Source organism: Methylobacterium sp. GC_Met_3, assembly GCF_026540775.1.
Taxonomy (GTDB): Bacteria; Pseudomonadota; Alphaproteobacteria; order Rhizobiales; family Beijerinckiaceae; genus Methylobacterium.
On sequence record NZ_JALNUL010000013.1, the window covers coordinates 33,953 to 47,994 of the forward strand.

The following is a 14,042-nucleotide window of genomic DNA, read 5'->3' on the forward strand; positions in this document are numbered from 1 at the left end:
TGCGGCCAGCCGTATGCTTGCCCGCAACCCTTTGTGGCATCATATGCCAGACAATGCTCGATGACAGCTCCCTGACGCCGCGGACGATCGCGGCCGGCGCGCCCGCCGGGCCGGCGCCCCTGATCGACCCGTTCCAGCGGGCGATCTCCTATCTGCGCATCTCGGTGACTGATCGCTGCGACCTGCGCTGCGCCTACTGCATGTCCGAGCACATGGAGTTCCTGCCCAAGCGCGATCTGCTGACCCTGGAAGAGCTGGATCGGCTCTGCGGCGTGTTCATCGCCCGCGGGGTGCGCAAGCTGCGGATCACCGGCGGCGAGCCGCTGGTGCGCCGGGACATCATGCATCTGTTCCGCCGCCTCGCGCGTCACCTCGATTCGGGGGCACTGGAGGAGCTGACGCTCACCACCAACGGCACGCAGCTGACCCGCTACGCCGACGAGCTGGCGAGCCTCGGGGTGCGCCGGATCAACGTCTCGCTCGACACGCTCGACCCGCAGAAGTTTCGCGATATCACCCGCCGGGGCGACCTCAAGGTGGTGCTCGACGGCCTCGCGGCGGCCCGGGCGGCCGGGATGAAGGTCAAGATCAACGCGGTGGCGCTCCGCGACCTCAACGCCGACGAGATCCCCGACATGATCGCCTGGGCCCACGGCCTCGGCATGGACATGACGTTGATCGAGGTGATGCCGCTCGGCGAGATCGAGGCGGACCGGACCGATCAGTTCCTGCCCCTGTCGGTCGCCCGGCAGCGCCTGGAGACCCGCTACACGCTCACCCCCCTGCCCGACCGGACCGGCGGGCCGGCCCGCTACGTCCGGGTCGAGGAGACGGGCGGCCGCCTCGGCTTCATCACGCCGCTGACCCATAATTTCTGCGAGAGCTGCAACCGGGTCCGCCTGACCTGCACCGGCCAGCTCTACCTGTGCCTGGGCCAGGAGGATTCGGCCGACCTCCGGGCGGTGCTGCGCGCCTCGCAAGATGATGCCGTTCTTGCGGCGGCTGTGGTGGAGGCGATCACCCGCAAGCCCAAGGGGCACGATTTCGTCATCGAGCGCCAGCGTCCGGCCGCCGTGCCGCGGCACATGAGCGTCACGGGGGGCTGAGCGCTTCGGTCCTGCCGACGGCCCGAACTATGCGAGGGCGGCCCTCGTCTGGCGAAGCTCTGGCTCCCAGGCTAGGTGTGTGCGGCGCACGCGCCGCGCGGGATCAGCGCACGACAACCGGGAGCCGCACTTGGCCACGATCATCCCCGTCGCTTCCTTCGACTGCGTCGTGTTCGGCGCGACCGGCGATCTGACCGCACGAAAGCTTCTGCCGGCCCTGTTCTACCGCTTCCGCGATGGCCAGATCCCGGAGACCAGCCGGATCATCGGCGCCTCGCGCTCGGAGCTGTCGCGCGACGCCTTCCACGAGCACGCCCGCGACGCCCTCAAGCGCTTCGTGCCGGCCTCCGATCTGAACGAGGACATGCTTCAGCGCTTCCTCGACCACGTCGACTACGTGGCGGTCGACGGCGCTGGCGACAGTGGCTGGGACGACCTCGTGGCCAAGCTCGACGAGCGGCCCGACCAGGTGCGGCCCTACTACCTCGCCACCTCCCCCGACCTCTACGGCTCGATCTGCCGCAACCTCGCGGCCCACGGGCTGGTCGGCGAGAAGTCCCGTGTCGTGCTGGAGAAGCCGATCGGCAAGGATCTGAAATCCGCCAAGGCGATCAACGACGCGGTCGGCGAGGTCTTCCCCGAATCGCAGATCTTCCGGATCGATCATTACCTCGGCAAGGAGACGGTCCAGAACCTGCTCTCCCTGCGCTTCGCCAACACGATCTTCGAGCGGCTCTGGACCTCGGACGTGATCGACCACGTCCAGATCACGGTCGCCGAGACCGTCGGCGTCGAGGGCCGGGCCGGCTACTACGACACCTCGGGCGCCATGCGCGACATGCTGCAGAACCACATCCTGCAGCTGCTCTGCCTCACCGCGATGGAGAGCCCGCTCAACCTGGAAGCCAATTCGGTCCGCGACGAGAAGCTGAAGGTGCTGCGCGCCCTCAAGCCGATCACCACCCACGACATCCAGACCGTGACCGTTCGCGGGCAGTACGTGGCGGGCGCGGTCGACGGCAAGCCGGTGGAGGGCTACCTCACCGAACTCGGCCATGAGAGCCGGACCGAGACCTTCGTGGCCATGAAGGTCGAGATCCAGTCGGGGCGCTGGGCCGGTGTGCCGTTCTACCTGCGCACCGGCAAGCGCCTGCCCCGGAAACTCTCCGAGATCGTGGTGCAATTCCGTGCCTCGCCGTTCTCGATCTTCCCCGAGGAGGCCTTCGGCCGCGAGCCGAACCGCCTGGTGATCCGCCTGCAACCGCAGGAGGGCATGAAGCTCGAGGTGATGACCAAGGATCCGGGGCCCGGCGGCCTGCGCCTGCGCCCGACCGACCTCGACATCTCCTTCGAGGAAACGTTCAAGCAGCGCTACCCCGACGCCTACGAGCGCCTGCTGATGGACGTGGTCCGCGGCAACGCCACCCTGTTCATGCGCCGCGATGAGGTCGAGGCAGCCTGGGCCTGGGCGGACGGCGTGCTCAAGGTCTGGGCCGACCGGCCCGAGGCACCCCGGCCCTATCCGGCCGGCAGTTGGGGGCCGACCGCCGCCATCGCGCTGATCGAGCGCGATGGCCGGACGTGGCACGAGGAGCTGCGCTGACGCGCTGTCCCCGGCTTACGGCCAAGCTGCCATCATACCGTCAAGACGGAGATGAACTCTGCCGGTGCCGCCGGTCACCGCCCCGCCAGAGGGCGGAAGCCGCCACGCACAAGGGATCATCGCATGCTCGACACCTATCGGGACGCGGCCGCCCTCGCTGAGCGCCGTCTGGAGCGCTCGGTCGCCGCCACCCTGCGCATCATCGCGGCCGCCCATGACGAGCGGCAGGCCCCGCCGATCTCCGCGGCCCGGCGCCGCCTGAGCGAGGTCTACGGCGCCACCCGCCTCGCCCGCCGTCGGGAGCAGGCGCAGCGCACGGCGTAACATCGCCGCCGAAACCCTAGGGATTCCAAAGGGCGAGCTCTTTGGCGGGGTCTCGGGGCGGAGCCCTGAGATGAGGACCGGGGCTCTGCCCTGGACCCGCCAATGGTCTCGACCTTTCGAAACCACGACCCGCCTGAGGCACGATCCGCCTAGACGGCGGCGTCCCAGGTCTCGCTGAGCGGCACCCCGCCGCGGACGAGGCGGGCTCGGAGCACGACATCGCCGGCTGGCATCGGCTCCGGCGGGCGCCACTCCGCATAGATCCGCCAACCGCCGGTCTGCGGTACGAAGTTGGAGACCGGCTCGTGCATCGTGCCGGCACTGGCCGAGACCTCCGCGATCACCGACTCGTCCGGCCCTGCAGGCAGGCCCGGCCCCGCGAAATCGATCACGCAGAGCCGTCGCTCCGGGCGCGGCGGCGTCAGGGGCCGCAGGCGCTCCGCCGAGCCGAATCGCGTCGAGGTCACCCGGGCCAGCGCCGTCTCGGGGATCGCCGGCACCGGCTCGGCCCCCACGGTGGTCAACCCGTAGGCGAGGTGCAGGGCCGTCCCCGGCTGCGCCGGCGCGTCCGGCACGAACGCCGCCACGATGTTGTCCATGTATTCCTCGACCGAGGGGATCTCGTAGAGCTGCACCGCGCCGGCCGCGAAAGCGCCCCCAGCGGGATCGGGATTCACCCACAGGCCGGGCCGCGCCTCCTGGCGAGCCTCCACGTCAAGATAGGTGGCAAAGTTCCGCTCGCGCTGCAGCAGCCCGAACCCTGCGAGCGGCTTCGACGCGAAGGCTGAGATCTGCGGCTGCCGACGCCCGTTGACAAGTGGCCGCCACAGCCGGTCGGTCCCTGCAGCGACGCAGAGCCCGTCGGAATCGTGCACCTGCGGGCGGAAATCATCGAATGGCTTGGCGCCCCGGGCGCCGGGCCCGTTCTCGCCGTGCAGGAACATGCTGGTGAGCGGCGCGAGACCCAGCTTGGCGAGCGGAATCCGCGGATGCAGCGCGGCGGTGACGTCGATCCGCGCCGGATCACCGGGGCTGATGACGAAACGGTAGGCACCGGCCACGCTCGGACTGTCGAGGAGCGAGAGCACCGTCAGGCTGTGGGCCCCGGGTTCGGGCTCGCAGAGCCAATGGGCGACGAAATCCGGAAATTCCTCGCCCTCCGGCGCGCCCGTGCCGATGGCGAGGCCCCGCGCCGAGAGCCCGTATTCCTGGTTGCCGGCGCGCAGGCGGAAATACGAGGCGCCGAGGAACACCAGAAACTCCTCCTGAAACCCCTTCGGGCGCCAGGCGGGCGTATCGCGGAAGGCGTAGTGCAGGCGGAAGCCCGCGAAGCCGAGATCGGGCGCGAAGCTCTGGCCGGCGAGCTGCCGGCCCAGATCGAACAGCCGACTCTCGTAGGCGATCGGGCGGGCGGGCCCGTCGAGGGGCTGAAAGGAGAGGTCTACGCGCTTCCGCTGCAGGAAGCCGCGGTGGAAGAGCTGCGCGCTGAACAGCGGACCGAGGCGCAGACTCTCGGCGGCCCGGAACGTGATGGCCCGGTAGCCGTCGTAATCGAGTCCGGCGAGGGCGGCCGGCAGGTCCTCGGGCGGTGCCGCGTAGGGCGCAGCGGCCCGGCGCGCGGCCTCCTCGGAGAGCGCTTCGAAGGTCATCCGGCCCAGCTGCGTCCCCCCCGAGCGTACGCCCTGCGACGGAAGCGCCGGGCCGGCCCACGTTCTGGACCCATTCAGCTCAGCTACGCTAGGTAGAACTGTGCCGGCAGCCGCGGTCAGGACAGTTCGAAGAACGCGGCGCCGGGAGGGGGGATCGATCCGTTCGGCGTCCGGCTGCCCATGCAGCCCGGTCGGCTCCGTGTCCTTGCCCCGCATATCGGTGTCCATGGTCATCGGCTCCCGGCCTCAAGCGGCGGGGTCGCCGGCAGCCTTCCACGGTCGAGTTCCTCGCGCCATGTCGTCACGCGCCATCCCTCCTCGCGCCACATCCTCGGGGGTCGCCGCCTCCATCGAGCCGATGCATCGGAACGCGTGTCCGGCCAAGCCCGATCCGTCGGAATCGGTTCTTCCCCGCGAGATCTGGAGCGGCAAGCGCCCGGCGCGGGCTCTGCGCACCCGGCGCCTCGCCCTCGCTGTCCCGACCCTCGTCACGGCGGGGGGTATCGCGTGGCTCGCCGCGCTCGCCTATCCGGCGGGTGTCAGCCCGCTGGCCTGGGCAGTGCTCGGGCTGTTCAGCGTCTTGATGGGATGGCAGGCGTTCACGGCCTGTCAATACGCCTACGGGCTCGTCGCTACCCTGCTGGGGGACCGGGCGAAGTCGGAACTGGAACGCCGATCCGAGCTGCGGACCGCCGAGCTGGTGGACGCCGTGCCCGCGACGGCGGGCCGCACGGCCGCCGTGATGGCGATCCACGCCGAGGATGCCGTGGCGGTCTTCGCCCGCCTGCGGGTGATGGCGCGCTCGCTTGCCGAGGCGGGAACCGGGGATATCGACATCTTCATCCTGTCCGACACCCGAGACGGTGCCATCGCCGCCGTGGAGGAGCACGAATACGCGCGGATCCAGGCCTGGGCATCCAGCGACCCGGCCCTGCCGCGGATCCGCTACCGGCGCCGGACGGAGAATGTCGGCCGCAAGGCTGGCAACATCGGCGAGTTCTGCCGCACCTATGGCGTCGAGTACGCCTTCATGATCGTCCTCGACGCCGACAGCCTCATGACCGGCACCGCCATGGGCCGCCTCGTGCGTCTGATGCACGAGAGCCCCCGCACCGGCCTGATCCAGACCGTGTCGTACGCAGCGGGCCGGGACACGCTGTTCGCTCGCATTCAGCAATTCGCCGTGCGCCTCTACGCGCCGCTGGCGCTGCGCTGCCTGGAGACCTGGCAGGGGCCGGAGGGCAGCTACTGGGGCCACAACGCGATCCTGCGGATCGAGGCGTTCGCGGAGCACGCTCAGCTTCCCCGGCTGCCCGGTCGGGAGCCGCTCGGCGGCGAGATCCTGTGCCACGACATCGTCGAGGGGGCGCTGATGGTGCGCGCCGGCTGGGAGGTGCGGCTGCTGCCCGAGATGGGCGGCACCTGGGAGGAGATGCCCACCAACCTCGTCGACCTGCTCGGCCGTGAGCGCCGCTGGTGCCAGGGCAATCTTCAGCACCTGCGGGTGCTGCCCTGGGCGGGGCTGCATGCCGCCAGCCGCTGGCACTTCCTGGTCGGGATCGTCTCCTATGGGATGCTGCCCCTGTGGATCGCCTTCCTCGGGCTCGCCGCCTGGCAGGCCGCCCGGACCGGCGATCTCGGCCTCCTGGCCTACGGGCTGAGCGGGACCGGAGCCGCCGCCCACACGCTCGCCGCCCTCAGCGTCACCGTGCTGGCCCTGCCGAAGCTCCTGAGCCTCGGCCACGTCCTCGGGTCCCCTGAGCGCCGGGCCGCCTTCGGCGGGACCCGGTCGCTGCTGGCGAGCGCCGCCCTGGAACAGGCCGCCTGGGTCGTCCTCTGGCCGGTCCTCACCCTGTTCACCGCCGGCGCCGTGGTGGCGACCTTCTTCGGCCGGGTGGTGCGCTGGGAGACACAGGATCGCGACGACCGGCAGGTCTCCTGGGGCGAGGCGTTCCGGCTCCAGGCCGACGCCGTGGTTGTCGGCACGCTGATCGCCGCCGCACTGGTTTTCGTCGGCAATGCGTGGCTTGCCCTGTGGCTGGCGCCGCTGGCCCTGGCTCTGTTGACCAGCCCGGCCCAGAGCGTCTGGACCAGCCGGGCCGATCTCGGCCGCCTCGCCCGGGCCCGTGGCCTGTTCCTCAACGCCGACGACACCGCGCAGGCGCCGGAACTCGCCGAACTCGCCCAGATCCGCGGCCTGCCCGCGCCCCACGGGACGATCCACGGCGCGCACCATGCCCCGGTCCGGCCGGTGCCGCGGGAGCCCGCGATCTGGCTCGCCGCCGACGAGGCCTGACCAGGGACGCGGCCTCCATCATCCGGGGCGATACGGCCAAGCTGCCACAGTGTTGCCATCGAGTCACGGGTGGTCGGAACCAGACTGAGAAGCCGGTTTCAGACTTGGCTTTGGGGCGCGAGCGTTTACCCCTTGGCGACGATCGGCACGGCATCGTGCCGCGGTATTCGCCGCGTTCCCGCCAGAGTCCGCGCCTGCCCCGAGAGGCTTTGATGCGTCGTATTGTTCCCGCCCTGATCGGGCTTCTGGGCGCGGCCGCTTGCGCCGCCCCAGCTTTGTCCTACGAGATCGACCCGCTGACCCGCCAGCCGCTGAACGACGCGCTCTCCGTGCGCGTCCGCCCGCAGGCCGTCGAGACCGTCGCGGTGCCGGTGGCCAACGCCTCCCTCAACCCCGCCGACCCGCTGAGCGCCGACGCGGCGGTCCCGCAAATGTCGGCGATCCCACGCGAAACCGTGGCGTATAACGGCCCGTATGGCGCCGGCACGATCGTGGTCTCGACCGCCGAGCGGCGGCTATACTACGTGCTGGGTGGCGGTCAGGCCCTGCGCTACGGCGTCGGTGTCGGCCGTCCGGGCTTCACCTGGGGCGGCGTGCAGACCATCACGATGAAGCGCGAATGGCCGGATTGGCGTCCGCCGTCGACCATGCTGAAGCGCCGGCCCGACCTGCCGCGCTACATGAAGGGCGGTCTCGAGAACCCGCTCGGTGCCCGCGCCATGTATCTCGGCGGCTCGATCTACCGGATCCACGGCTCGAACGAGCCGGAGACCATCGGCACCGCCGTCTCCTCGGGCTGCATCCGCATGACCAACGACGACGTGACCGACCTCTACACCCACGCCAAGGTCGGCACGAAGGTCGTCGTCCAGCGCTGATTTTTTTCAAGACGTCTTGGGGAGGGCCGGCCGCGAGGTCGGCCCTTTCGCGTTCAGGCGGCCGTAAGGGTGACCAGGGCGTCCGGGCGCTTCACCTCGATCTCGATGAACGCGATCGGGTGCTCGGATCCGTTCATGACATCGTGCCGGATGCCGGCCGGGCGCATGTAGGACTGGCCGGCCGCGAGCGCCGTCTCGCTGACCGCGGCGCCGTCGTGGACGCGCAGGATCCCGTCCACCAGCATCACCACGAAATACGGCCAGCCATGCTCGTGCCAGCCCGTCACCGCACCCGGCGGGAAGTCCCAGCGGGTGATCCGCACGGCGGGATCGTCCTGCTGGACGGTGGGCGTCGCAGGGATGGTGCAGGCAAAGGCCATGGCGGCTCCGGGATGACGGGCAAGCGGATGCCGCCCGCGGCGCCGCGATGCAAGCCTTCGGCCGCCCCGCCCGGTGGAAGCGCCGCGCCGGCCGAACCGGGATCAGTTCACGCGGGCCGCAGGTTCCGGCTGCCGACGCTCCACCTTCTTGATCGGCTGAAGTTCGCCCACCGGAGCCGGCTTCGCGAGGGCGGGCACGGCGGTTTTCCGGGCCGGGGGACTGACGACCGCGGGCGGTGCAGCTACGGCAATGGCCGGCGGAATCGCCCCCGTGGCGGCGGGCTCAGGAGCCGGCGTGTCGAGCTTGTAGATGTCGTCGCGAAAGTGCGCCTTCCCGTCCGGGGTTGCGTAGCCCGTCAGGTACACGAACGACACCGGCACGGGCTTCGGCAGCTTGATGTCGCGGCGCTCACCATCGGCGATGCCGGTCTCGATCTCGATCGGCCCCCAGGTGCTGCCCGGCCCGTTCGGCCCAACCGTGCCCTGCAGCAGCCAGCCGACCAGCTCCTTCACCTGACCGACCCGGACGCAGCCGTGGCTGTGGAAGCGTACGCTCGCGGCGAACAGCGATTTCGCCGGGGTGTCGTGCATGTAGACGGCAAAACGGTTCGGCATGTCGATCCGCACCTGGCCGAGCGAATTGTCGAAGCCGGAATCCTGGCGCAGCGTGTAGTTGACCGCCTTCTCGCCCGCCCAGTCGATCCGGGTCGGGTCGACATCGCCAGTCGGCCCGAGGATGCGGATATGGTTCTTGGCGAGATAGCCTGGATTCTTCCGCATCTGCGGGATGATCTCGTTCTTCACCACCGAAGCCGGCACGGTCCAGGTCGGGTTGAAGTTGATGTCGGTGATCCGGGTCTCCACCGGCGGCGTTGCCTTGTCGGGCGAGCCGACGACGGCGACGTAGCGGCGCACGACCGTGCCGTTCTCCACCGCCTCGACGGCGGCCGAGGGGATGTTGACCACGACGTAGCGCTCGCCGAACGGGAATTTCGATCCCATCAGCCGGGCCGCCGACGCCGCGAGCTGCTTCTGGCGCACGGTCGCCGGCACGTTGAGCGCGTTGATGGTGAGCCGGCCCAGGATGCCGCTGTCGGGCAGCCCGTGGCGGCCCTGGAAGGCCGCGATCGCCGCGACGAGCGGCGGGTCGAAGCGGTCGCTCGGGGGCGCGTCCGCCGGCAGGTCGCCGGTCAGCGTCAGGTGGTGGCGCAAAGCCGGGATTGCCGGGCTGCGCTCGCCGGGCTTCAGGCGCGCGAGATCCTCGGGCATCCGCTCCCAGCCGCCGGCCTCCGCGAAGGCCGCGTAACGCTCGGCGGCGCGGAGCGTGTCGAGGAAGGTGCGCGCCGTCAGCGTCGGGCTCGGGTCGGCCGAGACCTTGGCGTAGACCAGAGGGGCCGGCTCGCGCGATCGCTTGGCGGCCTCCTGCGGCTTGCCTGGAGCCGGCTTGGCATTCGGCGCCGCAGCCTCGACGGGCTTGGCGTCGCTCGATCCGGATGCGGCGGGCTTGGGCTCGACGGCTTTCACCTCGGTGCCCTTCGCCTCTGCCGCCTTGGGGTCGGGAGCCTTGGCCTCCTGTCCTTTCGTGACCCCGCCATCCGGCGCGACCAGCGGCGGGGAGACCGGGACGGCGACAGGCGGAACGGGTGCCACGCTCACCGGCGCGGCGGGCGCCAGGGCTCCCTGCGCGGCTGCATCGACGGTGGCGCCGAGCAGCGTCAGCAGCGACAGGCCCGCGCCGAGCGCGGCCCCGGGGCGGGCATGATGGCGGGAACGGATCGGGCCCATACGCAACACTCCCGACGGCGCCCGACTCGGGGCGGATCGGCGGCATGATGGGGCGGCGTGGTTACCAATCTCCTCCTATCGGAAAGACGTCTCGAAGAGCAGATTCACCATCCCGCGACGTCTTTCGAAGCACCGCGGCGTCTACGGATGTCGGCGGCGTTGGAAATACCGCACCTTGATTGGCTTGAGGTCGTCCTGGCCGCGAAGGAAGAGCCGCCCCACCATGCCGGAATCCCGGACGCAGATCCCCGCAGCGATGCCCTACCTGCCGCAGCTCGACGGGGTGCGGGCGCTCGCCATCCTGATCGTGTTCGCGGCCCATTGCGGCTACAGCCACGTCGTCCCCGGTGGGTTCGGGGTCACGGTCTTCTTCTTCCTCAGCGGCTACCTGATCACCACCCTGCTGCGGGTCGAGCAGGCGCAGGCCGGCGCGGTCTCGCTCCCCGCCTTCTACCTGCGGCGATCCTTGCGCATCCTGCCGCCGATGTATCTCACCCTGCTCGCCGCGGGCGGGCTCTACGCGCTGGGGCTGCTCGACTGGATGCCGGTCGAGCCCGCAGCGATCCTGGGCCAGGCGACGTTCCTGACAAACTATCCCGGCCTGTTCGGCACCGAGGCGGTGCTGCCCGTGCCGCTCTGGAGCCTCGCCATCGAGGAGCATTTTTACCTCGTCTTCCCCCTGGCTTACATCCTGTGGCTCGGGCGGCTGAACCCGCGCCGGGCCGCGCTCGCCTGCCTGGGGATCTGCGCCGCGGTGCTGGCGATCCGCTGTGTCAACGTCTGGCGGCTTTCCGATTACAGCCTGAACTATTCCTGGACCCATACCCGCATCGACGCGATCCTGTTCGGCTGCTGCCTCGCCCTATGGAACAACCCGGTGATCCCGGCCGACGCGGCATGGCGGCCGAAGGCGTGGCACGTGGGCTTAAGCCTCGCGGTGATCCTCGGCACTCTGGCGGTGCGGAACGACGCCTTCCGCGAGACCCTGCGCTACACCCTCCAGAGCGCGGCCCTGTTCGTGCCCTTCGCCTATCTGCTGCAGGGCGAGGGACCCGCGGTGCGGCTGCTGGCCAGCCGGCCGATGCGCCAGCTCGGGCTGTGGTCCTACAGCTTCTACCTCGCCCACATGGCCGTGGTGGCGCTGGTGCTGCACCTGAAGCCGAGCCTACACGGCCTGTCGCTGATGCTCGTGGCCTTCCCGCCGACGCTGCTCTGGTGCTGGGGGATGTACACACTCGTCGAGCGCCCCTGCGCGCGGCTGCGCCGATGGCTTCTCGCGGACCGGCCGCCCCAGCCGATCCTCGCCGAGGGGGGACGTCAGGCCGGGGTCACGCCCGCCTGAGCCGCTCCCGCGCGCCACTGTGGTCCGGTGCCGCCGCGAACGCTGCTTTCATCGCATACCAGAGGGGCTTGCGCCGGAACTGCGCGTCCAACGGCAGGGCGCGCTGGGGCAGGCTGTCCGGCCGCTTGCGGTAGGGATGGTCGTTCAACCACGTGTCCGGGTCGTAGATGTCCCAGGTCACGACATCGAGCAGAGCCGGCTCGTCCAGAGCCACGTCGAGGTAGCGTCTTGCGTAGTCGGCTACCATCCGGTCGCGGGTGAGCACGTCGGACGGGAAGGCCCGGTCGTCGATGTCGAGTTCGGTGATCGCGATGCCGAGGCCCATCTGGCCGATCTCGCGCAGGAAGCGCCGGAGCTGGCCCTGGTCGATCGGGATCGTGCTGGTGAGATGCGATTGCAGCCCGAAGCGCCGGATCGGCACGCCGCGCGCCCGCATCGCTTCCAGCCGGCGCAGGACCTTGGTGCGCTTGGCCTCCATCCAGGGCGCGCCCTGCTCGACCGCATCCTCGTTCCACGTGCCGGCGGCGGCCGGGTCGGTCTCGTGCAGGATCCGGAAGGCGAGATCGACGTAGCCAGGGCCGATCGAGGCGAGCCAGGGCGAGTCGCGCAGGCCCCCGCCGCGGTCGGGATCGGCCTCGTTGCCCAGAATCTCGTTGACCACGTCCCAGGCGACGATCTGCCCGCGGTAATGGCCCGCCACGGTCTCGATCCAGCGCCGCATGAAGTCTTCGCCCTGCGCGGCGCTCGCCCGTCCGAGCAGCGGGCCCACCCAGGGCGGCAGCGCCGCGTGCCAGACGAGCGTATGGCCGCGCATCTTTTGGCCGTTCGCGCGGGCGAAGCGCAGGATCGCATCACCCCGGGCGAAGTCGGTCTTGCCTGGAGCGGGCAGCACCTCCTCCATCTTCATCTCGGTGCCGCAGACCAGGAGGCCGCATTCCCGTGCCACCGCCTGCCGGTAGGCGGGCGTGGACTCGAAGCGGTGGAACGGCACCTCGCAGCCGTAGAGCAGGCCCTTCGCGGCGGCGGCGGCCTGAAGGCTGTCGCTCGACCAGGATGGGCGGCCGAGCGGCCCGAACCCGGCGGGCGCGGCCCCCCGCGCGGCCGGCGCGAGCCCCGCGCAGGCCATTCCGGCGAGAAGGGAGCGGCGGCTCGGAACGATCGGCATGCCGCCTCCTCGGGTTCGGTGGGATCACCGGTATGAGAGCATGCGGTGGCGGAGGTTACGATCCGCTGAGTCTGCGGGCGGGCCTCCGTCCGATCCGGCGCGCCAACTCGCCTTCATCCGGGCTCGCCCCATCTGAAGGGCGCCATCCAGCCGAGGATCCGTCATGAGCCAGCACCCCGCCATCAGCCCCGGCCGCAGCGCCGTCGTCACGGGTGCTGCGAGCGGCATCGGGCTCGCCGCCGCGCAGGCCTTCGCGCGGGCGGGCATGAATGTCTGGCTCGCCGACCTGCCGGGGCCGGCGCTCGATGCTGCCCGAGCGGCCGTGGCCGAACTCGCCGCCGTCGAGGTCCGCGCGGTGCCGACCGACGTTTCCGACCGGAGCGCCGTGGAGGCCCTGGCGGCCGCCGTCGCGCGGGGTGGGCCGCCCGCGATCGTCATGCTGAACGCCGGGATCGAGGCCGGCGGCAAGCTGTTCTCCGATGCCGACACCTGGGCGCGGATCCTTGGCACCAACCTCTGGGGCGTGGTCAACGGCATCCACGCCTTCGCGCCCGGCATGATCGAGGGGGGCAAGCCCGGCGCCGTGATCGTGACCGGCTCGAAGCAGGGCATCACCACGCCGCCCGGCAACGCGCCCTACAACGTCTCGAAGGCCGGGGTGAAGGCGGTCACCGAGGCACTTGCGCACGAGCTTCGCAACCGCGAGGGCTGCCACACCACCGCGCACCTGCTGATCCCGGGCTTCGTCTATACGGGGCTGACCAAGGCCCGCGGCGTCGCCGAGAAGCCGGCCGGTGCCTGGGCGCCGGAGGAGACGGTGGCGTTCCTGCTGGAGCGACTGGCGGCGGGGGATTTCTACATCCTCTGTCCCGACAACGAGACCACCCGGGCGCAGGACGAAAAGCGGATCGCCTGGGCGGCGGGCGACATCATCGAGAACCGGCCGGCGCTCTCGCGCTGGCATCCGGATCACGCTGAGGCGTTCAAGCGGTCCATGGAGGAATAGATGGCCCGCAGGGCCGGCCCACCCGCACGCGTCAAGGAGACGATCTTCGGCCCGCCGGCCACGACGACGCGGGCGGCCTTCATCCGCTTCGGCAACGCCGTGCACTGGCAGGCCTATTTCGCGGATGCCGGCCTCGGGCCGGCCATGGGGCAAGTCCGGGACGATGAGCGGGCGCTCCTCGAAGCCGCGCTCCAATGACTGATGAAGGCCGAGCACCGCCTCGTCGCGGCGTTCATCACAGAGCTGACGGATGGCACCGTGACCTTCGCCGAGGCGAAGGCGATCTGGCGGGAGACGGAAAACGACACGATGCGGATCGCGTGGGACGACCCGGACGCGTTCCTGCGCTTCCTCCTCACCGTGCGGGATCGGATCGATCCCCACGTCTGGCCGGCCAGACCGCCCCGGTTCCGACCGGACCCGACGACGCGCCAGGGACGAAGGCAGCGTGGTGGATCTGGCTGACGCGCGCCCGATCGAACGGGATCTTGCCAAGCTGAGCGCCGGC

The 14,042-nt window shown here is 70.6% G+C and carries 13 protein-coding genes; 9 read left to right on the plus strand and 4 right to left on the minus strand.

Annotated elements, in window-relative coordinates:
- Positions 1 to 53: 53 nt before the first annotated feature.
- The 3 genes from moaA to OXS27_RS16875 all read left to right on the plus strand — a co-directional run bounded on the left by moaA (position 54) and on the right by OXS27_RS16875 (position 3,033).
- Positions 54 to 1,106, plus strand: a complete 1,053-nt coding sequence (gene moaA / locus OXS27_RS16865; protein WP_267357672.1) for a GTP 3',8-cyclase MoaA — start codon at positions 54 to 56, stop codon at positions 1,104 to 1,106.
- A gap of 130 nt (positions 1,107 to 1,236) precedes the next feature.
- Entirely contained in the window at positions 1,237 to 2,709 is a 1,473-nt protein-coding gene (gene zwf, locus OXS27_RS16870) for a glucose-6-phosphate dehydrogenase (protein ID WP_243919118.1), read from the plus strand.
- A 123-nt stretch (positions 2,710 to 2,832) separates the two neighbouring features.
- Entirely contained in the window at positions 2,833 to 3,033 is a 201-nt protein-coding gene (locus OXS27_RS16875; protein ID WP_243919120.1) for a hypothetical protein, read from the plus strand.
- Positions 3,034 to 3,182: 149 nt separating this feature from the next.
- On the opposite strand, the gene OXS27_RS16880 is transcribed toward OXS27_RS16875, so the two are convergent.
- On the minus strand, positions 3,183 to 4,682 hold the full coding sequence (locus OXS27_RS16880) for a glucan biosynthesis protein (RefSeq protein ID WP_267357675.1): 1,500 nt from the start codon (positions 4,680 to 4,682) through the stop codon (positions 3,183 to 3,185).
- Between the two features lie 295 nt (positions 4,683 to 4,977).
- Between OXS27_RS16880 and mdoH the strand changes: the two genes are divergently transcribed.
- The gene (mdoH, locus tag OXS27_RS16885; RefSeq protein WP_267357677.1) at positions 4,978 to 6,978 is read left to right on the plus strand and encodes a glucans biosynthesis glucosyltransferase MdoH; all 2,001 of its coding nucleotides are present in this window, start codon (positions 4,978 to 4,980) and stop codon (positions 6,976 to 6,978) included.
- Between the two features lie 212 nt (positions 6,979 to 7,190).
- A complete protein-coding gene (locus OXS27_RS16890) occupies positions 7,191 to 7,856 on the plus strand; it encodes a L,D-transpeptidase (protein ID WP_243919124.1) in 666 nt (221 codons plus the stop codon).
- Between the two features lie 53 nt (positions 7,857 to 7,909).
- Here OXS27_RS16890 and OXS27_RS16895 read toward each other — a convergent pair whose 3' ends face one another.
- Both OXS27_RS16895 and OXS27_RS16900 read right to left on the minus strand, forming a co-directional pair.
- Positions 7,910 to 8,236, minus strand: coding sequence for a cupin domain-containing protein (locus OXS27_RS16895; RefSeq protein WP_267357679.1), 327 nt, complete (start codon positions 8,234 to 8,236; stop codon positions 7,910 to 7,912).
- Positions 8,237 to 8,338: 102 nt separating this feature from the next.
- Positions 8,339 to 10,021, minus strand: a complete 1,683-nt coding sequence (locus OXS27_RS16900) for a L,D-transpeptidase family protein (RefSeq protein ID WP_267357681.1) — start codon at positions 10,019 to 10,021, stop codon at positions 8,339 to 8,341.
- Between the two features lie 223 nt (positions 10,022 to 10,244).
- On the opposite strand from OXS27_RS16900, the gene OXS27_RS16905 reads away from it, so the two are divergent.
- The gene (locus OXS27_RS16905) at positions 10,245 to 11,363 is read left to right on the plus strand and encodes an acyltransferase (RefSeq protein WP_267357683.1); all 1,119 of its coding nucleotides are present in this window, start codon (positions 10,245 to 10,247) and stop codon (positions 11,361 to 11,363) included.
- Here OXS27_RS16905 and OXS27_RS16910 read toward each other — a convergent pair.
- Positions 11,350 to 12,528 (minus strand): endo-1,4-beta-xylanase, encoded by a 1,179-nt coding sequence (locus OXS27_RS16910; RefSeq protein WP_267357685.1) that lies wholly within the window; start codon positions 12,526 to 12,528, stop codon positions 11,350 to 11,352. The two genes, OXS27_RS16905 and OXS27_RS16910, sit on opposite strands and share 14 nt — an antisense overlap.
- 163 nt (positions 12,529 to 12,691) lie before the next feature.
- Here OXS27_RS16910 and OXS27_RS16915 point away from each other — a divergent pair, with 163 nt between their 5' ends.
- Genes OXS27_RS16915 through OXS27_RS16925 form a run of 3 tightly spaced genes read left to right on the plus strand, consistent with a single transcriptional unit; the run spans position 12,692 to position 13,999 of the window.
- Positions 12,692 to 13,534, plus strand: coding sequence for an SDR family NAD(P)-dependent oxidoreductase (locus tag OXS27_RS16915; RefSeq protein ID WP_267357687.1), 843 nt, complete (start codon positions 12,692 to 12,694; stop codon positions 13,532 to 13,534).
- A complete protein-coding gene (locus OXS27_RS16920) occupies positions 13,535 to 13,732 on the plus strand; it encodes a hypothetical protein (protein WP_267357689.1) in 198 nt (65 codons plus the stop codon). It abuts the gene before it with no gap.
- 3 nt (positions 13,733 to 13,735) lie between these two features.
- Positions 13,736 to 13,999: a hypothetical protein gene (locus tag OXS27_RS16925; protein WP_267357691.1), complete on the plus strand. Its 264-nt coding sequence runs from the start codon at positions 13,736 to 13,738 to the stop codon at positions 13,997 to 13,999.
- Positions 14,000 to 14,042 lie beyond the last annotated feature (43 nt).

What these genes read in the sequence shown, in the direction of transcription:
- moaA (WP_267357672.1), top strand. Translation starts at nt 54, where the DNA reads ATGCTCGATGACAGCTCCCTGACGCCGCGGACGATCGCGGCCGGCGCG.
- OXS27_RS16875 (WP_243919120.1), top strand. Translation starts at nt 2,833, where the DNA reads ATGCTCGACACCTATCGGGACGCGGCCGCCCTCGCTGAGCGCCGTCTG.
- OXS27_RS16880 (WP_267357675.1), bottom strand. Translation starts at nt 4,682, where the DNA reads ATGACCTTCGAAGCGCTCTCCGAGGAGGCCGCGCGCCGGGCCGCTGCG.
- mdoH (WP_267357677.1), top strand. Translation starts at nt 4,978, where the DNA reads ATGTCGTCACGCGCCATCCCTCCTCGCGCCACATCCTCGGGGGTCGCC.
- OXS27_RS16890 (WP_243919124.1), top strand. Translation starts at nt 7,191, where the DNA reads ATGCGTCGTATTGTTCCCGCCCTGATCGGGCTTCTGGGCGCGGCCGCT.
- OXS27_RS16895 (WP_267357679.1), bottom strand. Translation starts at nt 8,236, where the DNA reads ATGGCCTTTGCCTGCACCATCCCTGCGACGCCCACCGTCCAGCAGGAC.
- OXS27_RS16900 (WP_267357681.1), bottom strand. Translation starts at nt 10,021, where the DNA reads ATGGGCCCGATCCGTTCCCGCCATCATGCCCGCCCCGGGGCCGCGCTC.
- OXS27_RS16905 (WP_267357683.1), top strand. Translation starts at nt 10,245, where the DNA reads ATGCCGGAATCCCGGACGCAGATCCCCGCAGCGATGCCCTACCTGCCG.
- OXS27_RS16910 (WP_267357685.1), bottom strand. Translation starts at nt 12,528, where the DNA reads ATGCCGATCGTTCCGAGCCGCCGCTCCCTTCTCGCCGGAATGGCCTGC.
- OXS27_RS16915 (WP_267357687.1), top strand. Translation starts at nt 12,692, where the DNA reads ATGAGCCAGCACCCCGCCATCAGCCCCGGCCGCAGCGCCGTCGTCACG.
- OXS27_RS16920 (WP_267357689.1), top strand. Translation starts at nt 13,535, where the DNA reads ATGGCCCGCAGGGCCGGCCCACCCGCACGCGTCAAGGAGACGATCTTC.
- OXS27_RS16925 (WP_267357691.1), top strand. Translation starts at nt 13,736, where the DNA reads ATGAAGGCCGAGCACCGCCTCGTCGCGGCGTTCATCACAGAGCTGACG.